Annotated in this window: 20 protein-coding genes; 7 read left to right on the top strand and 13 right to left on the bottom strand. The window is 70.6% G+C overall.

Annotated features, from left to right (window positions below):
• Positions 1-2: 2 nt before the first annotated feature.
• Positions 3-1,238: a M20 family metallopeptidase gene (locus ADY59_RS09830; protein ID WP_049560464.1), complete on the bottom strand. Its 1,236-nt coding sequence runs from the start codon at positions 1,236-1,238 to the stop codon at positions 3-5.
• A 463-nt stretch (positions 1,239-1,701) separates the two neighbouring features.
• On the opposite strand from ADY59_RS09830, the gene ADY59_RS09825 reads away from it, so the two are divergent.
• Complete coding sequence (locus tag ADY59_RS09825) at positions 1,702-3,105, top strand: peptide ligase PGM1-related protein (RefSeq protein ID WP_049560462.1); 1,404 nt, start codon at positions 1,702-1,704, stop codon at positions 3,103-3,105.
• Here ADY59_RS09825 and ADY59_RS53945 read toward each other — a convergent pair.
• Positions 3,017-3,223: a hypothetical protein gene (locus ADY59_RS53945; protein WP_442937695.1), complete on the bottom strand. Its 207-nt coding sequence runs from the start codon at positions 3,221-3,223 to the stop codon at positions 3,017-3,019. The genes ADY59_RS09825 and ADY59_RS53945 overlap by 89 nt on opposite strands.
• Before the next feature lie 143 nt (positions 3,224-3,366).
• Between ADY59_RS53945 and ADY59_RS09820 the strand changes: the two genes are divergently transcribed.
• Entirely contained in the window at positions 3,367-4,473 is a 1,107-nt protein-coding gene (locus tag ADY59_RS09820; RefSeq protein WP_231618632.1) for a D-alanyl-D-alanine carboxypeptidase family protein, read from the top strand.
• Here ADY59_RS09820 and ADY59_RS09815 read toward each other — a convergent pair.
• From ADY59_RS09815 to ADY59_RS09795, 5 genes are all read right to left on the bottom strand, one after another.
• Complete coding sequence (locus ADY59_RS09815; protein WP_197093524.1) at positions 4,462-5,403, bottom strand: YihY/virulence factor BrkB family protein; 942 nt, start codon at positions 5,401-5,403, stop codon at positions 4,462-4,464. The genes ADY59_RS09820 and ADY59_RS09815 overlap by 12 nt on opposite strands.
• A complete protein-coding gene (locus tag ADY59_RS09810) occupies positions 5,400-5,678 on the bottom strand; it encodes a helix-turn-helix domain-containing protein (RefSeq protein WP_049560456.1) in 279 nt (92 codons plus the stop codon). The genes ADY59_RS09815 and ADY59_RS09810 overlap by 4 nt, the downstream gene beginning before the upstream one ends.
• Positions 5,678-6,283: a hypothetical protein gene (locus ADY59_RS09805; RefSeq protein WP_049560454.1), complete on the bottom strand. Its 606-nt coding sequence runs from the start codon at positions 6,281-6,283 to the stop codon at positions 5,678-5,680. Before ADY59_RS09805 ends, ADY59_RS09810 begins: the two co-directional genes overlap by 1 nt.
• 83 nt (positions 6,284-6,366) lie before the next feature.
• A complete protein-coding gene (gene trpS, locus ADY59_RS09800) occupies positions 6,367-7,371 on the bottom strand; it encodes a tryptophan--tRNA ligase (protein ID WP_197093523.1) in 1,005 nt (334 codons plus the stop codon).
• A 14-nt stretch (positions 7,372-7,385) separates the two neighbouring features.
• Positions 7,386-8,699 carry a hemolysin family protein gene (locus ADY59_RS09795; RefSeq protein WP_049560450.1) on the bottom strand — a complete coding sequence of 438 codons (1,314 nt, stop codon included), beginning with the start codon at positions 8,697-8,699 and terminating at the stop codon, positions 7,386-7,388.
• 86 nt (positions 8,700-8,785) lie between these two features.
• On the opposite strand from ADY59_RS09795, the gene galE reads away from it, so the two are divergent.
• Both galE and ADY59_RS53275 read left to right on the top strand, forming a co-directional pair.
• On the top strand, positions 8,786-9,733 hold the full coding sequence (gene galE / locus ADY59_RS09790; RefSeq protein WP_049560448.1) for a UDP-glucose 4-epimerase GalE: 948 nt from the start codon (positions 8,786-8,788) through the stop codon (positions 9,731-9,733).
• 59 nt (positions 9,734-9,792) lie between these two features.
• Complete coding sequence (locus tag ADY59_RS53275; protein ID WP_269433570.1) at positions 9,793-9,918, top strand: hypothetical protein; 126 nt, start codon at positions 9,793-9,795, stop codon at positions 9,916-9,918.
• Between the two features lie 44 nt (positions 9,919-9,962).
• On the opposite strand, the gene ADY59_RS09785 is transcribed toward ADY59_RS53275, so the two are convergent.
• Both ADY59_RS09785 and ADY59_RS47455 read right to left on the bottom strand, forming a co-directional pair.
• Positions 9,963-10,937 carry a malate dehydrogenase gene (locus ADY59_RS09785; RefSeq protein ID WP_049560446.1) on the bottom strand — a complete coding sequence of 325 codons (975 nt, stop codon included), beginning with the start codon at positions 10,935-10,937 and terminating at the stop codon, positions 9,963-9,965.
• A 54-nt stretch (positions 10,938-10,991) separates the two neighbouring features.
• Positions 10,992-12,980, bottom strand: a complete 1,989-nt coding sequence (locus ADY59_RS47455) for a bifunctional serine/threonine-protein kinase/glutamate ABC transporter substrate-binding protein (RefSeq protein WP_053174582.1) — start codon at positions 12,978-12,980, stop codon at positions 10,992-10,994.
• Positions 12,981-13,104: 124 nt separating this feature from the next.
• Here ADY59_RS47455 and ADY59_RS09775 point away from each other — a divergent pair, with 124 nt between their 5' ends.
• A complete protein-coding gene (locus ADY59_RS09775; RefSeq protein WP_049560444.1) occupies positions 13,105-14,202 on the top strand; it encodes an SMI1/KNR4 family protein in 1,098 nt (365 codons plus the stop codon).
• Here ADY59_RS09775 and ADY59_RS09770 read toward each other — a convergent pair.
• Together ADY59_RS09770 and ADY59_RS09765 are read right to left on the bottom strand one after the other, a co-directional pair.
• Positions 14,174-15,106 (bottom strand): DUF5996 family protein, encoded by a 933-nt coding sequence (locus ADY59_RS09770; protein ID WP_049560581.1) that lies wholly within the window; start codon positions 15,104-15,106, stop codon positions 14,174-14,176. The two genes, ADY59_RS09775 and ADY59_RS09770, sit on opposite strands and share 29 nt — an antisense overlap.
• 32 nt (positions 15,107-15,138) lie before the next feature.
• Positions 15,139-15,633: a hypothetical protein gene (locus ADY59_RS09765; protein ID WP_156325402.1), complete on the bottom strand. Its 495-nt coding sequence runs from the start codon at positions 15,631-15,633 to the stop codon at positions 15,139-15,141.
• Positions 15,634-15,999: 366 nt separating this feature from the next.
• Here ADY59_RS09765 and ADY59_RS09760 point away from each other — a divergent pair, with 366 nt between their 5' ends.
• Both ADY59_RS09760 and ADY59_RS09755 read left to right on the top strand, forming a co-directional pair.
• Complete coding sequence (locus ADY59_RS09760) at positions 16,000-17,286, top strand: hypothetical protein (RefSeq protein WP_156325401.1); 1,287 nt, start codon at positions 16,000-16,002, stop codon at positions 17,284-17,286.
• The gene (locus ADY59_RS09755; RefSeq protein ID WP_049560439.1) at positions 17,283-18,278 is read left to right on the top strand and encodes a hypothetical protein; all 996 of its coding nucleotides are present in this window, start codon (positions 17,283-17,285) and stop codon (positions 18,276-18,278) included. Before ADY59_RS09760 ends, ADY59_RS09755 begins: the two co-directional genes overlap by 4 nt.
• Here ADY59_RS09755 and ADY59_RS09750 read toward each other — a convergent pair.
• Together ADY59_RS09750 and ADY59_RS09745 are read right to left on the bottom strand one after the other, a co-directional pair.
• Positions 18,253-19,254, bottom strand: a complete 1,002-nt coding sequence (locus ADY59_RS09750; RefSeq protein WP_231618631.1) for a polysaccharide deacetylase family protein — start codon at positions 19,252-19,254, stop codon at positions 18,253-18,255. The genes ADY59_RS09755 and ADY59_RS09750 overlap by 26 nt on opposite strands.
• Positions 19,255-19,424: 170 nt before the next feature.
• Complete coding sequence (locus ADY59_RS09745; RefSeq protein ID WP_049560437.1) at positions 19,425-20,642, bottom strand: NADP-dependent isocitrate dehydrogenase; 1,218 nt, start codon at positions 20,640-20,642, stop codon at positions 19,425-19,427.
• Positions 20,643-20,661: the final 19 nt, after the last annotated feature.

Raw genomic sequence — 20,661 nt, 5'->3', positions numbered from 1 at the left:
CTTCAGGCCAGGGCGGAGGTGATCTCGTCCGCGGCCGGGAGCCGGGTGCCCTCGAACAGGGCGGTGAGCGCGGTCGTCGCCATGAGGCGCACGCCCATGGCGATGGCCCGCTCGTCCACGTCGAAGGTGCCCTGGTGGATGTCGTAGGTGACGCCGGACTCCGGGGAGCGGGTGCCGAGGCGGGCGAACGCGCCCGGGATCGACTCCAGGTACCAGGCGAAGTCCTCGCCGCCGAGCGACTGCTGGGTGGGCACCACCGCGCTCGCGCCGAGCGCCCGCTCGGCCGCCTCCGCCAGCATCTCCACGCTGACCTCGTCGTTGACCACGGGCGGCACGCCGCGGGTGTAGTCCATGGTCGCCTCGACGCCGTAGGCTCCGGCGACCGACTCCAGCAGTGACTTGATCAGGTCGGGGGCGGCGTGCCAGGCGTTCTCGTCGAGGCAGCGCACGGTGCCCTCGGCCACGCCGTCGTCGGGAATGGCGTTGGCGGCCGAACCGGCCGACACCCGGCCCCACACGAGGCTGAGCGAGGAGCGCGGGTCGACCCGGCGCGACAGCGCGGCGGGCAGCTCGGTGAGGATCTTGGCGAGCGCGAACACCAGGTCGGCGGTCAGATGCGGCCTGGCGGTGTGCCCGCCGGGGCCGGACACCCGGATCACCAGCTTGTCGCAGGCCGAGGTGATCGGGCCGGGCTTGAGCCCGATCTGGCCGACGTCCACGCGCGGGTCGCAGTGCAGGCCGAAGATGCGGTCGACGCCGCTGATGCCGCCCTGCGCCATGACCTCCAGGGCGCCGCCGGGCAGTTCCTCGGCGGGCTGGAAGATCAGGCGCACCCGGCCGGGCAGCAGCCCGGCGGCGGCCTGCTGGGCGAGGAACAGCGAGGTGCCGAGCAGGACCGTGGTGTGCACGTCGTGCCCGCACGCGTGGCAGGAGCCAGGCACGGTCGAGCGGTAGGGCAGCTCCTTCTCGTCCTGGAGCGGGAGCGCGTCGATGTCGGCGCGCAGCGCCACGGTCGGACCGTCGCCCCGGCCCACGTCGCAGATCAGCCCGGTGCCGCGGGGCAGCACCGAAGGGACCAGTCCGGCGGCGGTGAGCCGCTCGGCGATCCGCTGCGTCGTGCGGTATTCGGCGAAGGCCAGCTCGGGGTGGCTGTGCAGGTCACGGCGGAAGGCCACCAGGTCCTGCTCGGTCTCCGCCAGGAACGCGTCGAGTTCCCCTCGAAGCTCACGTCCCTGCATCAGTCACCATCCCGTCCCGTGCCGTGCGATCACCACTACCCAACGCCGCACGGCCTATATAGCGCCGTCTTTCGTCATTTGTCCCTCAGTGGCGGCTGTTCGTTCTGAGCAGCTCATCAACACGGGGGCGCGACTCTCCGCCGTCTCCTGAGGACGGCGGCTTCAGCCGGAAACACAGCGGTCAGCCATGACACCCGGCGATGCTTCGACTTTATCGCTCTCGTGAGCGTTCGCGCCGACAACTACACCAAAAGTTAGCCGACTGCATGCCCGTAACCACGTGTCGTCACGCTGTGTGAGCACCCGCCGTGGCCCGAAAATAGTCACAAGGGATCATTAAATCCTGACCCCGAGCCGGTATTCCCAAACGTGCTCAGCGATTACGAATCCTGTCACCTTCTGTCATGGTCATGACACTCCGGCGATGGCTGCGTTTGAGAAGAATGCGTGTTTCACTCGCTATATGATCACTAATATCCCGTTCGGGGAGAAGTATGCCAGGTTGAGCATCTTCGAGCCGGGCGAGGGGACCCTGGTGGTCGTACCCTCGCTCTCCCTGCCACAGGACGAGCTCCGCCGCATCACGGGGGCGCGATGCTACGAGGAGCGCCTGCTCTTCCTCCTGCTGACGCTCCGCGAGCCCGGGGTCAAGCTGGTCTACCTGTCGTCCGCGCCGATCGATCCGGAGATCGTCGCCTACTACCTCGGCTTCCTGCCCGATCCGGAGGACGCGGCCAAGCGGCTGGAGCTCATCACCCTCGACGAACCGCACGCACAGCCGCTCACCAGGACCTTACTGTCGCGTCCCGACGTCCTGGACCGGCTGCGGTCCGCGATCGACGGTGACGCCTTCATCGTGCCGTTCGTGCTGAGCGAGCTGGAGGAAGAGCTCGCCTCGTCACTCGGCGTTCCCCTCTACGGTCCGGCCACGGCACTGGCCTACTACGGCTCCAAGAGCGGCTCGCGCGAGATCGGCGCGATGGCGGGCGTGCCCATGGCGCGCGGCTTCGGCGACCTGCACACGCTCACCGAGCTGGAGGACGCGATCGAGTCGCTGCCCGGCGAACGGGTCATCCTCAAGCTGAACGACGGCTACTCGGGGCTCGGCAACGCCATCCTCACCAAGGACGACCGGTCCGCGACGAGCTTCTCGGCCGACGGGGAGACGTGGGACAGCTTCACCGCCAAGGTGGCCGAGCGCGGCGCGGTGGTCGAGGAGTTCATCGAGCACCGGCCCCTGTACTTCCCCAGCGCGCTGGCCCGCATCTCCCCCGGCGGGCACCACGAGGTGCTGGCCACCCACGACCAGGTGCTCGGCGGCGCCAACAACGACGTCTACCAGGGCTGCACGTTCCCGGCGGCGCTGGAGTACCGCGGCGACGTGGGCGCTTCGGCCGACCGCATCGCCGCCATCCTGGCGAGCAAGGGCGCGGTCGGGCTGTTCGGCATGGACTTCTTCGCCATGAAGACCGACGCCGGCTACGCGGCGCTGCTGTGCGAGATCAACCTGCGGATCGGCGGCACCACCCATCCGTACGGGGCGGCCCAGCTCGTCACGGGGGCCAGGTACGACCCGGGCACCGGCCTGCTGATGGCCGGGAACCAGCCCAAGTACTACACCGCCACGGACAACTGCTCGGCCGCCTGCCTGCGTGGCCGCGCCCCCGGCGAGGTGCTGCGCACGATCGAGCGGCTCGGCCTGGGCTTCGACGCCGAAGCCGGCACCGGGAACGTCTTTCACCTGCTCGGCGCCATCCCCGAGCACGGGAAGATGGGCTTCACCTCGATCGGCGACTCCCGTCAGCAGGCCGACGAGCTGCACGCGGCCACGAAGAACGCGCTGTGCGGAGCCCCCGCACCCCGATGACCGCCAGCACGATCGCGAGGACGATGTTGACCGCGATCAGGATGCCGTGCACCACGTAGAAGCCGGTGTCGTGCCCGTCTTGCAGGTTGAATCCCAGGTTGATCCACTCGAAGACCATGAACGCGGCGAGCGCGATGAGGAATCCGGCGATCTTTCGTGACATGACCATCTCTCTAGCGTCGTAGGCGGATCTTCGGGGGATGTGTCGGCACATGGGATACAACTCGAAGCTACGCTGAGACCGCCATGTGGACGAAACGGATGCCTGTCACGGCACTCATCGCAGCGGTCGGTCTCGGGGTCATCCTCGCAGGTCCCGCCCAGGCCGACCCGACCACCTCACCCGTGGGCGGTGAGGCGCTGGGCGCCAAGGGGCTGGTCCGGCCGGGCGACTTCAAGGCCCCGCCCAAGAGCAAGGCGACCGCGTTCCTCATCGCCGACCAGGAGACCGGGCACGTGCTGGCGGCCAGGGACGCCCACGGGCGCTACCTGCCGGCCAGCACGCTCAAGATGCTCACCGCACTCACGCTCATCCCCAAGCTGGACAAGGACCTCAAGGTCAAGCCCAGCCGCAACGCCGTCAACCAGGAGGGCAGCGCGGTCGGCCTCCAGCCCAAGCCGATCTACGAGGTCGAGGACCTGTTCAGGGCGCTGATGATGTCCTCGGGCAACGACGCCGCGATGGCGCTGGCCGAGGCCAACGGCGGCCTGGCCAAGACCATGGCCGACATGAACGCCGAGGCCAAGCGCCTCCAGGCGAACGACACCGTGGCCAAGACGCCCAGCGGGCTGGACAAGCCGGGGCAGAGCAGCTCGGCGTACGACTTGGCGCTCATCGCCCGCGCCGGCCTGGCCAACGCCGATTTCCGGCGATATATCAGCACAAAGACTGCCACGTTTCCCGCGCCGAAGAAGCCTTACCAGATCAGCAACCACAACAAGCTGCTGTGGCGCTACAAGGGCATGGTCGGCGTCAAGAACGGCTGGACGTCCAAGGCGCACGGCAGCTTCGTCGGCGCGGCCACCCGCCAGGGCCACACGATCATCGTGGTCGTCATGCGGCACAAGGGTTACTTCTGGGACGAGGTGACCGAACTGCTCGACTGGGGATTCGCCGCCCGGGGCAAGGTCACCCCGGTGGGGCAGCTCGTGGAGCCGCTCCCGGACGAGCCGCCGGCCCAGGCCGCCCCGGTCGCCACGGCCACCGGCACGCCCGGCGCCGCACCGCCGCCGCTGCTGGACAACGCCGCCGCCAAGCAGACCGGCACCACGCGCACGGTCGGCTCCCTGGTCATCGGCGGCGGGCTGCTGTTCGGGGTGCTCTGGCTCGGCTACGGCATCCGGCGACGGCGCCGCTCACGCCTGTGACGTCCGGCTCGTCCTGGACGGCATCGGCGTCGGCTCGGGCGGCGGCCCGCCTCCGGCCGTGGCCGTCCACGCCGCCACGTACAGGACGAGCCTGGCCGAGAAGTTGATCCAGATCAGCAGCCCGACCATGACCGCGAACGCGCCGTACAGGGCGTGGTTGCCGAGCGACTGGGCGAGCAGCAGCGAGGCGAGCTGCTTGAGCAGGCCGAACCCGATCGCGCCCAGCAGCGCGCCCCTGGCGATCACCGGGAAGCGCTGCACGGGCCGCGCGACCCAGCCGAGCACGATCACGAACAGCACCCAGTCGGCGCCCACGCTGCCCAGCACGCCGACCAGCCCGGTCGCCGCCGTGACCACCGGCGAGCTGTCGCCGAACAGGAAGTGCGCCACGTTCCGCGTCGCCTGCGTGGCCAGCCCGCCGGCCAGCACCGACACGATCAACGTCACCCCGAGCATGAGCAGCGACAGCAGGTCGCGCAGCTTGCCGAGGAAGAAGTTCAGCGGCGGCGAGGTGGCCATCGACACCTCGCGCAGCGCCCCCCGCAGCGCGTCGACCGCCCCCAGCCCGGCGTAGAGCAGGCCCAGCAGGCCGATGATCCCGGCTGTCGCCCTGGCCTCGCCGATGCCGGACAGGTCGAGCTCCTCGGCCACGCCGGGCAGCCGCTCGGCGATCGCCGCCTCCAGCGCGTCGGTGACCGCCTGGTCGACGGAGATCACGTACCCGAGCACCGCGAACGCCAGCGCGACCAGCGGGAAGAACGACAGGAACGCGAAGTAGGTGACGGCCCCGGCCAGCCGGTCGCCGAACGTGGCCTGGTAGCGCTGGACGGTCCTGATCAGATGGTCGACCGACGGCCGCCGCACCCGCCAGTGCTCCACCAGCCGGCGCCCGCGCGCCTTGGCGGCTGCCAGCCGTTCGGTCAGGATCACCCTGGCTTTCCTGCCCTGCCGGGCGGGGATGTATCCGTCTCGGCGCTGGCCTCGTCGTAGGCCAGGAGGTCGCCCGGCTGGCAGCGGAGGACCTCGCAGAGCTTGGTGAGCGTGGTGAAGCGGATCGCCTTGGCGCGGCCGTTCTTGAGGATGGACAGGTTGACGACCGTCACGCCCACCCGGTCGGCCAGGTCGGTGAGCGTCATGCCGCGCTCGGCCAGCAGCCGGTCCAGGTGGACGGTGATGGCGTGGGCCTCCATCTCGGCAGGCGACATCAGACGGTTCCTTCCAGGTCCTCGCGCATCCGCGCGCCGTCGCGCAGCACGTTCCCGAGCACCAGCATGCCCAGCCCGGCGAGCAGCACGAGCACCGGCACCCCGCGGAGCCGGAACGCGGTGTCGACCTGGGTGGCGACCGAGTCGAGCAGCATGATCATGGCGAGCTCCTCGACGGCGGCGGCCAGCAGCCCGCCCGCGAGCAGCCACCACCCGAGCCCGCGCAGCCGCCGGCCGACCGGGAAGACGTAGGCGCCGCCCCGCGCCGCCCAGAGCAGCCGGCACAGCAGCACGAACGCCCCGGCGGTCAGCACCGCGGTCGGCAGGACGGTGAGCGCCTGCCAGAGATGTTGCAGGGCGCTCGGGGTCCCGTCGACGAAGGTCAGCTCGCCGGCCGAGGCGAGGACGCCGGGCCGGGCCATGGCCGAGATTCCTTCGACGGGGATGCCGTACGCCTCGAAGGCGCGCGCCACCACGTGGCCGCGATCGATCCCGAGGAACCCGGCGCGCGAGAAGACGGCCAGCCCGGTGGCCAGCCCGGCGATCAGGGTGAGGATCGCGAACACGGAGGGGAGGCGGATGAGCCGGCCGAGTGTGCCGTCCATGGAGACGCTCCAGGAATGAGGAAATGGGATATCGACTATCGATAAGCAGTCTACTTATCGATATTCGATATCCGCAACTCCGTTCAGAGCGTCGGCAGGAAGCCCACCCGGTCGCGGACCTCGGCCATGGTCCGCTTGGCCACCGCGCGGGCCCGCTCGGCGCCGGCCGCCAGGAGCTTGTCCAGCTCGGCCTCGTCGGCCAGCAGCTTCTCGGTGCGCTCCCGGATCGGGGTGAACGCCTCGACCACGGCCTCCGCCACGTCCTTCTTGAACGTCCCGTAGCCCTGGCCCTCGTAGCGGACCACCAGATCGGGGATCGGCACGCCGGTCAGCGCCGACTGGATGCGCAGCAGGTTGGAGATGCCGGCCTTGTTCTCCTCGTCGAACACGACCTCCGAGCCGGTGTCGGTGACCGCGCGCATGACCTTCTTGCGCAGCGGCCCCGGCTGCTCCAGGACGTCCAGGATGCCGGCCGGGCTGGAGGAGGACTTCGACATCTTCGCCGACGGGTCCTGGAGGTCGGTGATCTTCTCGACCTCCTTGAGGATGTACGGCTCCGGGATCGTGAAGGTGTCGCCGAAGCGGTGGTTGAAGCGCTGGCCCAGGTCGCGGGTGAGCTCCAGGTGCTGCTTCTGGTCGGCGCCCACCGGGACGCTGTTGGCCTGGTAGAGCAGGATGTCGGCGGCCTGGAGGATCGGGTAGGTGAACAGCCCGACGCTGGCCGCGCTCTCGCCGTACTTGGCCGACTTGTCCTTGAACTGCGTCATCCGGGCGGCCTCGCCCATGCCCGTCTGGCAGTTGAGGATCCAGGCGAGCTCGCTGTGCTCGCGCACGTGCGACTGCACGAAGACGGTCGCCCGCTCGGGGTCGAGCCCGGCGGCGAAGAGCTGGGCGGCGGCAACACGGCTGCGGCGGCGCAGCGCGGCGGGCTCGGTCTGAACGGTGATCGCGTGAAGGTCGACCACACAGTAGAAGGCGTCGTGGGTCTCCTGCAAGGTGACCCACTGCCGGACCGCACCCAGGTAGTTGCCCAGGTGGAAGGAGTCCGCTGTGGGCTGGATGCCGGAGAGTACACGAGGTCTGGCCATAGCAGGCAATTGTGTCAGGAATCAGGTTCGGGCGGCGACTCGACCAGCGAGCGGCGCTTGACCCTTACCCGGGCGATACGCCTGCCGTCGAGTTCCGTGACCGTCAGTTCGAAACCGTGCACCTCGACCCGCTCGCCCAGCTCCGGCACGTGGCCGAGCATGGCCATGACGAACCCGCCCAGCGTCTCGTACGGGCCGTCGGGCAGCCTGATGCCGGTCTCGGTGCCGAAGTCGTTCAGGTTGGTCAGGCCGTCGATCTCGATCTCCCCGGCGGGCAGCACGACCGTGTCGTCCTCGATGTCGTACTCGTCCCTGATGTCGCCGATCAACTCCTCGACCAGGTCCTCCATGGTGACGATGCCCGCGGTGCCGCCGTACTCGTCAATGACGATGACCATGTGCTGCCCCTCGTCGCGCATCTCGCCCAGCGTGGTGAGCAGCCGCTTGGACGCGGGCACGAACTTGGCCGGCCGGATCGGCACCAGCTCGCTGAGCGGCTCGGTACGGCCGGTGAGCACCGGGTCGAGCAGGTCCCTGACGTGCACGAACCCGATGACCTCGTCATAGGACTCGCGGTAGACGGGGAAGCGGGAGTGCGGCAGCCCGGCGGCCAGCACCGCGGCCTCGGCCAGCGGGGTGTCGGCCTCCATGAACTCCACCTCGGTCCGCGGCAGCATCACCTCGCGCAGTTGCCGCTTGCCGGCGGCGAACACCTCGGCGATCAGGTTGCGCTCGTCGGGGGTCAGCTCGGCGTGCCCGACCACCATGTCGCGCAGCTCCTCGGTGGTGACCTCCTCGCGGTCGGCCTGCGGGTTGCCGCCGAGCAGCCGGACCACGCCGTCGGTGGAGCGCGACAGCATCCAGATGATGGGCCGCGACAGCGCCGCGATCCGGTCCAGGAACGGCGCGACGACCAGCGACAGGCCCTCGGCGCGTTGCAGGGCCAGGCGTTTGGGCGCCAGCTCTCCGAGCACTAGGGACACGTACGAGATGGCCAGGGTCACCAGCACCAGGGCGAGCACGGGGGCGATGGCGGCGGGCACCCCCCAGCCCTTGAGCACGGGGGTGAGCTGCATGCCGAGCCGGTCGGCGCCGAACGCGGCCGACAGCATGGTGGCGACGGTCACGCCGATCTGCACGGCGGACAGGAACCGGTTGGGGTCGCGGGCGAGCTTGGCGACGCGCTCGCCCCGGCGGCCCTTGTGCGACAGCTTGCGGACCTGGCTCTCGCGCAGGGAGACCATGGCCATCTCGGCGGCGGCGAAGAACCCGCCCACCAGGATGAAGACCAGGACCAGGGCGATGTTCGCCGCGACGGTGTCAAACATGGTGTTTGGCAGCGTACTCGGGGGGTTTCCCGCGTATGCTGAACGGCAAGCCGTACAAAATCAAACATATTTCAACGGGAGTGAACATGAGGCTGCTGGTCACCGGAGGCGCCGGATACATCGGCAGCGTCGTCGCGGCCCAGCTCGTCGAGGCGGGGCACGAGGTGACCGTGCTCGACGACCTGTCCACCGGGCACGAGGACGCGGTGCCGGAGGGCGCGCGGTTCGTCCGCGCGTCGATCGCCGATGCCGGCCAGGCGCTGGACGGGATGGACGCCGTGCTGCACTTCGCCGCCAAGTCGCTGGTCGGTGAGTCGGTGGAGAAGCCGGGCCTCTACTGGGCCGGCAACGTGGGCGGCACGCTGGCGCTGCTGGAGGCCATGCACGAGCGCGGCGTGCGCAAGATCGTGTTCTCCTCGACGGCGGCGACGTACGGGGAGCCGGAGCGCTCACCGATCGTGGAGAGCGACCCGACCCGGCCGACGAACCCGTACGGCGCCTCGAAGCTGGCCGTCGACACGGCGCTGACAGCGTTCGCCGGGCTGCGCGGGCTGGGCGCGGTGAGCCTGCGTTACTTCAACGTGGCCGGCGCGTACGGCCGCTTCCGTGAGCGGCACGCGATCGAGACCCACCTCATCCCCAACGTGCTCAAGGTGGCGACGGGCGAGCGCGACTCCGTGACCGTGTTCGGCACCGACTACCCGACGGCCGACGGCACCTGCGTGCGCGACTACGTGCACGTCAGCGACCTGGCACGGGCCCACCTGCTGGCGCTGGAGGCGTGCGCCGAGGGCGAACACAAGATCTACAACCTGGGCAGCGGCGCCGGGTTCACCGTGCGGGAGGTGATCGACGTCTGCCGGGAGGTCACCGGCCACGAGATCCCCGCCACCGTCGGGCCGCGGCGGGCCGGCGACCCGGCGGTGCTGGTCGCCTCGTCGGAGAAGATCCAGGGCGAGCTGGGCTGGAAGGCCGAGCACGCCACGCTGCGCGACATGGTCGCCGACGCCTGGGCAGCGCTTTCCGGCAAATGACTCCTGCCGCGGCGAGATATGTGCTGTGATACCGAAATGTGAGGAGCATTTCACCAAGGGTGACGAAGGTGCTCATGGTCGTCCTCGTCATGCTGGGCAGCATGGCGGCCGCCGCGGGCGTGGTGTTCGCCACGCCCGAGCCCACCAGGGCCGGCTCACCATCCCCCTGTCACGCGCACCCATGACGAAGGCGCGCACCCCCGACCGGGGCGCGCGCCTTCGCGATGACTCAGATCAGGCCCAGCTCGCGCACCGCGTCGCGCTCCTCGGCCAGCTCGCGCACGGAGGCGTCGATGCGCTCACGCGAGAACGCGTCGATCTCCAGCCCCTGGATGATCTCGTAGCGGCCGCCCGTGGAACGGACCGGGAACGACGAGATGAGCCCCTCCGGCACCCCGTAGGAGCCGTCGGAGACGACCGCGGCCGAGGTCCACTCGGTGCCGTTGACCCAGTCGTGGACGTGGTCGATCGCGGCGTTCGCGGCCGAGGCCGCCGAGGAGGCGCCGCGCGCCTCGATGATGGCGGCGCCGCGCTTGGCCACCGTCGGGATGAACGTCTCGCGCAGCCACTCGGCGTCGACCTGCTCGGCCGCGACCTTGCCGCCCACCTCGGCGTGGTAGAGGTCGGGGTACTGCGTGGCGGAGTGGTTGCCCCAGATCGTCATGTTCCTGATGTCGGCGACCGGGACCTGCAGCTTGGCCGCGAGCTGGGACAGCGCGCGGTTGTGGTCGAGGCGGGTCATCGCGGTGAAGCGCTCGGCCGGCACGTCGGGGGCGTTCTGCTGGGCGATGAGCGCGTTGGTGTTGGCCGGGTTGCCGACCACCAGGACCCTGATGTCGTCGGCGGCGTGGTCGTTGATCGCCTTGCCCTGCGGGCCGAAGATGCCGCCGTTGGCGCCGAGCAGGTCGCCGCGCTCCATGCCCGCCTTACGCGGCATGGCGCCGACCAGCAGCGCGACGTTGGCGCCGGCGAAGGCCACATTGGGGTCGTCGGTGATCTCGATGCCCGACAGCAGCGGGAACGCGCAGTCGTCGAGCTCCATGGCGGTGCCCTCGGCGGCCTTGACCGCCTGCGGGATCTCCAGCAGGCTCAGCTTCACCGGGACGTCCGGGCCCAGCAGCTGGCCCGACGCGATGCGGAACAGCAGTGCGTAGCCGATCTGACCGGCTGCTCCGGTTACGGTCACCTTGACGGGCGTGGCCATGGCCTTCCCCTTACTCCAGGGTCGATTCGCTGACTTCCGGACTCTACCCGGTCGTCATCCGCAGTCATTCATCGCGGGCACCTTCGACTCCGTGGCGAACTCCACGGTGCCGAAATGCCGCTCCAGGAGCCTGTGGACGGCCTTGGTCCGGTAGAGGTCGGCGATCACGCCGTTGACCGCCTTGCACGTCTTGACGTCGCCCTTCCTGAGGCCGACGGCGTAACGCTCGTCGCTGAGCCGGGCGCCGAGGATCTTGTAGCGCTGGTGCTCGCGGGCCGCGAACCCGGCCAGGACCAGGTCCTCACCCGGCACCGCGTCGACCTCGCCGCTGCGCAGCAGGTCCATGCATTCGGCGTAGTCGCCGGCGGGCACCGGCTCGACCTCGACCTTCTTGTCCTGCACCATGCCGACGGAGGGGCTGTTGATCCCGCAGATCTTCTTGCCCTTCAGGTCGGACAGCTCGTCGATCGGGCCCTGCCGCACCAGCACGTCCTGATGCGCCAGGTAGTAGGGCCCGGCGAACGTCACGTCCTCGCCGGAGACGGAGTAGGTGGCCACCACCAGGTCGACGTCGCCCCTGGCCAGCTTGTCGGCCCTGTTCGCCCGCGAGACGGCCACGAACTTCGTCTCCGCCGCGCCGAGCTTGGCCGCGATCTCCTTGGCCAGGTCCACGTCGAACCCCTCGAACTCGCCGTCGCGCAACAGCCCGATGCCCGGCAGGTCGTCCTTCACGCCGATCACGATCTTCCCGGACTTGCCGATCTTGTCCATCACGGACGTGTAGACCTCCGGCGGCTTGCCGGTCCCGGCGGTGGGGTCGGGGCCGGGGTCGCCGAGCGCCACCGGCCAGCCCTTCAGCACGACCGCCGCCACGACCGCCGCCACCAGCGCCACCGCTCCGGCCAGCACCGCCCACCGGGTGCCGCGCCCGCCGCGCGCCGGCGCCACCGCCCGCGGCTCGCCGGCGACCACCTGGAACACCCCGCTCCCGGTCCCGGGGTACGGCCCGCTCCCGGTCCCGGGGTACGGCCTGCTCCCCGCTTCGGAGTACGGCCCGCTCCCGGTCTCCCCGAGCGCCAGGCCGGCCGCTTCCGGGTGCGGCGGGTGGCCGGTGGCGCCCGTGCCGGTTGTGGCGCGCTCGGCGAGGGACGGCGACACCCGCATGAACGGGGTCGTGTCGTCGCTGGCCACCTGGACGCCCCGGGTGAGCACGTCCGTGGAGGCGCCCGCGTGCTCCGGCTGGCCGAGCAGCCGCAGCAGGATCTGGTCCGCCGACGGCCGCTCGGCCGGCGACTTGGCCAGTGCCGACCGCACCACCCCGCGCAGCGGCTCGGGCAGCATCCCCACGTCCACCTCGTGGTTGAGGATCTTGTTGAGCACGGTCGCGATGGAGTTGCCGTCGAACGCCGACGTGCCGGTCGCCGCGAAGGCGATCGTCGCCCCCCACGCGAACACGTCGGTGTAGGGCCCGACGTCGTCGCCCGCGATCTGCTCGGGCGCCATGTAGGCGGGGGTCCCGATGGCCCGGCTGGTGATCGTCCCCGTCGAGTCGATGATCCGCGCGATGCCGAAGTCGACCACCCTCGGCCCGTCGGAGGCGATCAGCACGTTGTCGGGCTTGAGGTCGCGGTGCACGATCGAGGCGTGGTGGATCGCGACGAGCGCGGTCGCGGTGCCGATGGCCAGCCGGTCGAGCACTGTCCCGCGCAGCGGCCCGTCGCTCTCGACGATGTCGCGCAGCGCCCGCCCGTCGATGTACTCGCTGGCGATGTAGGGCGTGTCGCCGTCGAGATCGGCCTCGATCACCCGCGCCGTGCAGAACGACGCCACCCGCTGCGCCGCCTTCAGCTCCCGCGCGAACCGCGACCGGGCGACCGTGTCACCGCTGAACTTCACGTGCAGGAGCTTGACCGCCGCCTGCTCCCCGGACTCGTTGACGCCCAGGTAGACGATGCCCTGACCACCTTCGCCGATGCGCCCGGACAGCCGGAACGACCCCAGCTGGGTGGGATCACCGGCGACCAGCGGCGACATCTGCGGCATTCGTCTTCCCCACGTGTGCACAAAGCCCGACGACGCAAACTTTACGACGCTCAGGAACTTCCCAGAGAACTGTTAAGGCTTCGTGACGTCAGGAATGTCAGTCGCTCCTGCTGAGATGCCGTCCATGGATCGTCACGGCTGGAAGCCCTTCCTGCAGCGGTGGAGCGACGAATGGCGGATCACCAACCCTCCCGACGACCCCGCCGCGCCCTCCTGGCTGGGGTTCGATCCGGCCTCCGAGGCCCAGGTCGCCGCCCTGGAGGCGCGGCTGGGGCGTGTTCTGCCGCCGTCGTTGCGGGAGTTCCTGCTGGTCAGCAACGGCTGGACGTACGCCGGCCCGTTCGTCTGGCGGCTGCGCGACACCGAGGAGCTCGGCTGGCTGCGTGACCTGGAGCCGCACGCGACCGACGACGACGGGGACGATCTGCTCGCCCGTTCGCTGCTGGTCTCGCTGGAGGCCGACGCCGGCATGGTCTTCCTCGATCCGGACGACGTCGACGAGCACGGCGAGTGGGCGGCGTACGACGAGTTCTCGTGGACGGCCATGGGCCCGGTGCGCCACGCCTCCTTCTACGCGAAGATGTACGACTTCTACGCGGGCTTCCACAGCCTGGACCGGCCCGACTGCGAGACCCGGCGTGAGTGGGACGCCAGGATCGAGCAGGCCCGGCTGGCGATCCTGGCCGGGGAGCTGGACGGGCCCCGGGCGGTGCTGGAGGAGGCCGCGCACTTCGGCCGCGACCGGGCCGACCTGCTGCTCTACCAGCTCCGGACCATGCTGGGCGATCACCACGACGACACGGGTCACCATGTCGAGCGTCCACTGAGCGGCTCCGCCGCCTGGGAGCCCGACCCCGTCCTGCTGAGCGGCGAGATCCTGCCGGTCCTGCTCGCCGAGCACGAGCGGACCCCGCGCTGGCGGGTGTCCACGCTCGACGGCCTCCGTCAGCGGGGCGCCGACCTGGTCAGGGAGCTGATCGGGCAGGCGGGCCGGGCCCCGCTCCGCTACGGCGTCCCGGAGTTCGACGCGGCGGTGCGGGCCGTCGACTGGTCGGCGGCGTCCGCCTGGCCCCGGCTGAAGGAGGCGCTGGCGCTGTGGCGGCCGTTGACGAACGACCACGTCGCCCCCGTGAGCCTGCTGGCCGACCCCCGGATCGCGCCGCTGATCACGCCGGAGCGCGGCCGGGAGATTCTCACGTCGTGTCGAGGCACGGGTCGGTGACCCCGCCGGGGCTGGCCAGCTTCTCCTCGGGCAGGCTCGTCAGCTTCGCCCCGGCCCGGTAGGCGCTGTCGAGGAAGTCCAGCACGGTCCCCACCGGGTCGCCGGCGGCCCGGACGTCGTCGTAGCGCAGCACCGCCAGGTGGCTGCCCCGGGCGGGCAGCCATTCGGCCCGCTCCGGCCGCAGCGGCTCCCGCTCCAGCCCGTCCGGCTCCGGCGCGGTGTAGGAGTAGAACGCGGGCCAGGGCCGCTCGTCGTCGCCGAACCAGAAGCCCGCGCTGATGACCTCCCAGCTGTACGCCTCCCGGGTCACCGGATCCACGTCCGGCGAAGCGCCGACCACCCTCCCGGTGAACCGGGTGACCGCGATGTCGAAGGTGTGCCAGAAGTGGTGCACCGGGCTGGTCTTGCCGCAGAACCCGGCGGCGAACCGGTCGAGCACCTGGGCGACCTGCGACAGGATGCGCCAGTAGCGGTTGGCGAGCGCGGGGTCGTAGGTGGCGTGCGCGGTGTCCTCGGCGAACGGCGTGCTGTCGCCCAGGTCGAACGGCACCGCCCAGATGTCCGGCCGGATGCCGAACCGGTCCAGGATCGCGAACAGCTCACCGTAGAACGACGCCACGGACTGCCCCACCAGGCTGAACTCGGCACTGCGCCCGTCGAGCACGTCCACCACGAGCCGGTGCCGCACGAAGTCGAAGTCGATGCAGAACAGCGGCAGCTCCCCCAGCCCGCCCATCGGCCTGGTCGTCAGCCCCCGGCCGGTCAGGTGGAACGGGATCGACCACCAATGGTTACGCCGGGTCGCCGAGGCCAGCCGCACCTTGCCCACGATCTGCGTGAAGCGGTGGATGGTCTCCTTGGTGTCGGCCCATTCCTCAAGCGGCATAGCCGGAAACAGCTCCATGTCGCCCATAGTAGTCGAGCGGCGACATACAGTTATGGACAGGCCGGGTCCAGAGTGCTGAGCTGCCAGGGCTCGTCGGGCGAGCTCCCCGACGGCACCGCGTCGGCGGTCACCTGTCCCCACCAGCGCTCGGCCCGGAACACGATCGTGGCCGCCTCCTCGGCGACGGCCGCGCAGTCGGTCACCTCCAGTTCGAGATCGAGTCGCACGCTGCCGCGTGCCGGGACCGTGTGCGGGAACGGGCGGCCCTGCCCCTCCTCGACCCTGAGGAGGTCGAGTCCGGGCGTCCGCAGCCCGACGCCGGTGATCGTGACGGGCAGCCAGGCCTCGTTGACCAAGGTCAGCGGTGCGGTGAGCCCGGAGCGGAACGGCCGGCCGTGGTCGTCGAGAGGCCACAGGGCGCTGCCCCCGCCGCCCACCTTCGGGGCCAGGCGCGGTGTCACCAGCCCGCTCTGCCAGATCGCACACACCACCACCGCCGTGAGCGGCACCCAGATTCCCGCCCACCGGACGCGTTTTCCCGTCATTGATCTCCCTGTCGGCCGAATGCGCATTCTGCTACTTTTCCCGGGTGGTGAATAGCAGTTGCTGATGACATTCCTTCTGGCGACGGCGGTCGGGGGAGCGCTCGCCATGAGGAATCCCCGCGGTTCCATGGAGAACGCGAATTCTTCGCACGTCGCGCGGCGATCGAGGCGAACCCCGCCGACCTCGGCCGGATCGGCCATTACCTCGCCGAACGCGACCGATACATGGTCGCGGGAATCGGCGCGGGCATAATCCTCGCTTTCTCCGGCGGAAACTTCTATCCCCACGTTCTCCTTTCGCTGGCGGTCGGCTGGTCCGTCGGCATGGTCGCCGCCGCCGCGTTTCTGGCGCGAAAGGGCGGCGGCGTGGTGGAAGTCCTGCCGGAGTCGCTCACGCTCATGTGGTGGGCCGCCGCCGTGATCGCCTCGGCGGTCGCCCTGGCGGCCGTGCTGCGCTCGTTCCGGCACGAAGTGGCGATCGGCCAGCGGCTCTGGGCGGTCGTCACGCTCGCCGTCGTGCTCGTCGTCCACGTGCTCCTCAGGCGACTGCGGGCGCGGCCCGGGGACAGGGCCGGGACGGCCCTGCGCGCCAACGCCGCCCGCTGGCTGGCCGTCGCCGGCGTCATCGCCGCGCTGTGGACCGCGCCCGGCAGCGGCCGGCCCCACCTGCCGGGCGTGACCGAGGTGCCGCAGTCCGCGATCATGTACGGCCTGCCGCTTCTGGCGGTGATCCTGGCCGGTGTGGACAGAGGGACGGCGACGCCGGGCCCGCGCGCCCGCCCCTGGCCGGCGGTGGCGGCGCTGCTGCTGGCCGGCGGCCTCACCCTCCTGCCGTACGAGGACCCGGGCCCGCCGGGTCCGCTCGCCGGACCGCAGCCCCGGGCAGCGCTCGGGCACGCCAGGTACGCATCCCCCGCCGGGCACACGGACGGCTGGCACCTGTACGACGAGACGGGCGACGGCATCCAGCTGCCCCAGGCGCGCTCGGACGAGGGAGCGCCGTTCGCGCTCAGCGGCGACGGGAGCCACGCCGTCTACCTGGATCGCGACACCGGCCGGCTGATGCTCATCGGGCTGCTGGGCGAGGCGCCGGTCCCGCTCACGGAACCGGCGCCGTCGACGGACGTCCCGGAGCCGACGCTGTCCCACGACGGCCGCCACGTGAGCCTGACCACCGACGGCGGCGGGACGGAGCTCATCGACACGGCCACCGGCGAGAGGGTCCACCTGCCGGAGGTCGGCCGCGTGCTGGGGCTCGGCCCCGACTGGGTGATCGCCACCACCGGCCGCCGCGCGTTCACCGTCGCCCCCGACACCGAGCTGCTGACGCTCGGCCCGCAGGGCGACGTCCGCACCCGGGTGCCGTTCGACCCCACGCTGCGGGCGCTCCCCTCCCCCGACGGGCGGACGCTGGCGCTCGTGACCGACGACGAGGTGCTGACCATGAACCCGCGCACCGGCCTGGTCGGCGACCGGGCCCCGCTGCGCCTCCCCCGGCAGGAGGAGCCGCCGGTCCCGCTGGGCTGGGCCGAGGACGGACGCCTGCTGATCGAGCTCGCCGACGCCGAACATCTCCTGGTGGCCGTGGACACCGGCAGGACCGAGCCCGTCGAGGACCTGCCCCCCGCCGTGGTCCCGGGCAAGCTCGCATGAGGCTCGCCGCGGTCGCCGCCGCCGTCCTCCTGGCCGTGGCCTGGGTGCTCACGCCGCTGCGGACCCGCGAGCTCGTCACGTTCCTGCAGCCGGAGTCCGCGCTGGACGCCCCGGTGCGGGAGCTGCGCGGCCCGCTGCCCGCGCCCGTGCGGTACGCGTACCGGCCCGCCTGCGAGGAGCGCACGGCGGGCTGCGGGCACTGGACCCTGGTCACCTCGACCGGCGAGCGCTGGTGGGTGCCCGGCGCGGGCGCCGACGACGACCGGATCGCGCTCAGCCGGGACGGCAGGCGGCTGGCGTACGTGCGGGACGGTCACCTGACCCTCAGGGATCTGGCCGCCGGGAGCGTCAAGCGGATCCGCGTCAGGAAGGCGGGCCACCCGGCCTTCTTCCGCGACGGCCGCCACCTGCTCGTCCGGGGCGCCTGGCTGGTCGTCGACGCCGAGCGCGGCGGCACGCGCCGGCTGAAGGGCCGCGGACGGGTGGCCGGCTGGACCGCCGGCGGAGTCGTGCTGGCCACGTCGAGGAGCAGCCGCGCACCCGGCCATCTCACGGCCGTCACGTACACCGTCCATTCAGCGGACGGGAAGGCGGTGCGGTGGGCCGAGCTGCCCGGCAACCTGGACGGCGCGACGCCGTCCCCGTCCGGGCGCGCGCTGGCGGTGCTCCCGGACGAGGTGACGCGGCACGGCAGGGCCGTGCGCGACGTGGTGCTGATCGACCCGGCGACGCGCGCGGTCACGCGGACCGTGACGCCGCGCCTGCCCGCCGGATGGCGGGCCGAGGAGATCGTGCGCTGGGAGGACGAGGGCGCCCTCGTCCTCCGCACGAGCGGCCCCTGGAAGGAGGACGACTACCAGGTGCTCGACCTGGCCACCGGCGACGCCCGGCGCCTCGCCATCACCGTGCCAGGCGTCACCGACGAGCTCCTGTACCGGGCGAACCTGATCGTGGAGATCGGCGACGTCAGTACGGCAGCGCGTACGTCTTGAACGCCTTGCGCAGGAACGGCGCCTTGAACTTGGGGTACGCCACGGTCGCCACGTCGCCGTCCGAGGTGTAGCGCATGTCCGGGTTGCCCTTGAGCCAGTCGAGCCAGGCCGTGGAGCAGAACTGTGCGCAGTCGCCCTTCTTGTCCATGGCGCGGATGCGCGGGATGCCGAGCGGGTCGAAGGAGCGGCTGAACGGCGACGGCGCCGGCGTGTACCCGGCCAGGAAGACGCCGGCGTGCTTGTAGCCGTTCCCGCGCGCGGCCCACTCCTTCTTGTTCGGCTGGTTGCCGTACGGCAGGGCGATCGTGACCGGCTTGACCTGCGACAGCGCGCCGATCTCCTTGCCGATGCCGCCGATCTGCTCCTCGACCTGCTGGTGGGTCCGGCCGCGCAGGTTGTGGTGGTCGCGGGTGTGGTTGCCGATGTCGAAGCCGTTGTTCTTGAGCCACAGGAGCATCTGGGCCTGCTCATCGCGGTTCGTCTTGCCGAACATGTCGCGGGTGACGTAGAAGGTCGCCACCGGCCGGAAGCCAGGGTTCTTCGCCGCCACCTCCTGAAGGATCGCGACCGCGGTGCCCGGCTGGGGAGTGCCGGTCCCGTCCAGGGTGAGCTGGGAGGGCGAGGAGTCGTCGAACGTGAGCACGACCGGGTGTTTGCCCGCCGGGATGTCGATCTTCCCGGTGACCATCTCGGCCGCGGTGACGGGCACGTACCCGTCCTTGACCAGCCGTTCCAGGTCCGCGCGGAACTGCGCGGGGGTGCGGTCGTCGGTGGTCGCCGGCTTGTCGACGATGCGGTGCCACATGAGCACCGGGATCTGGCCCAGCTCGTTGGCCTTGGCCTTCGCGGCGGCGGCGACCTTGGCCGCCTTGGTCTTCTGCAGCTTGGCGGCGGCTTCCGCCTTGGTGTCCTTGACCTGGGCGACGGGCTCCGAGCCGCATCCGGCCACGATCGCAGCGACTGCGACCACACCCACGCCACTGATGAAACGCAGTCGCATTCGAACCCCCCGATGCATGCACGACTGTTACGTGGAGGCTCGTACCCTGCGCTGCACCAAGAGATGGTCTCGACATGCGAAAAGGATCAGACATGCGAAACGGCCCCTGCCGTACGGCGTAGCCGCGGGCAGGGGCCGTCCGGTGATCAGGCCGACATCTTCTTCTTGAGGTTGTCGTCCAGCGCCGCCAGGAAGTCCTGGGTGGTCAGCCACTGGGCGTCGCCGCCCACCAGCAGCGCCAGGTCCTTGGTCATCTGGCCGCCCTCGACGGTCTCGATGCAGACCTGCTCCAGCTTGTCGGCGAACTCGGTCACCGCGGGGGTGTTGTCCAGCTTGCCGCGGTGGGCCAGGCCACGGGTCCACGCGAAGATCGAGGCGATCGGGTTCGTGGAGGTGGGCTTGCCCTGCTGGTGCTGGCGGTAGTGACGGGTCACGGTGCCGTGCGCGGCCTCGGCCTCGACGGTGCGGCCGTCGGGGGACATCAGCACCGAGGTCATCAGGCCGAGCGAGCCGAAGCCCTGCGCGACCGTGTCGGACTGGACGTCGCCGTCGTAGTTCTTGCACGCCCAGACGTAGCCGCCCTCCCACTTGAGCGAGGCGGCGACCATGTCGTCGATGAGGCGGTGCTCGTAGGTGAGCCCGGCCTTCTCGAACTCGGCCTTGAACTCGTTCTCGTACACCTCGGCGAAGATGTCCTTGAAGCGGCCGTCGTACGCCTTGAGGATGGTGTTCTTCGTCGAGAGGTAGACCGGGTAGTCGCGGGCCAGGCCGTAGCGCATGGAGGCGCGGGCGAAGTCGCGGATCGACTCGTCCAGGTTGTACATGGCCATGGCGACGCCGCCGCCGGGGAAGTCGTACACGTCGAGCTCGATCGGCTCGGAGCCGTCCTTCGGCGTGTAGGTGAGGGTGAGCGTGCCCTCGCCCGGGATCTTCAGGTCGGTGGCGCGGTACTGGTCGCCGAAGGCGTGACGGCCGACGACGATCGGCTTGGTCCAGCCGGGGACGAGCCGCGGCACGTTGGTCATGATGATCGGCTCGCGGAAGATGACGCCGCCGAGGATGTTGCGGATCGTCCCGTTCGGGGACCGCCACATCTTCTTCAGGCCGAACTCCTCCACCCGAGCCTCGTCGGGGGTGATGGTGGCGCACTTGACGCCCACGCCGTACTTGTTGATGGCGTTGGCCGCGTCGATGGTGACCTGGTCGTCCGTGGCGTCGCGGTGCTCGATGCCGAGGTCGTAGTACTTCAGGTCGACATCGAGATAGGGAAGGATCAGCTGGTCCTTGATGAACTGCCAGATGATCCGGGTCATCTCGTCGCCGTCAAGCTCGACGACGGGGCCCTCCACCTTGATCTTGGGCATGCGAATGGTTCCCCTTCAA

Source organism: Nonomuraea sp. SBT364 (genome assembly GCF_001083785.1).
GTDB lineage: Bacteria > Actinomycetota > Actinomycetes > Streptosporangiales > Streptosporangiaceae > Nonomuraea.
The sequence above is the reverse complement of the archived record's forward strand: the minus strand, read 5'-3'. Positions and strand labels throughout refer to the sequence as shown.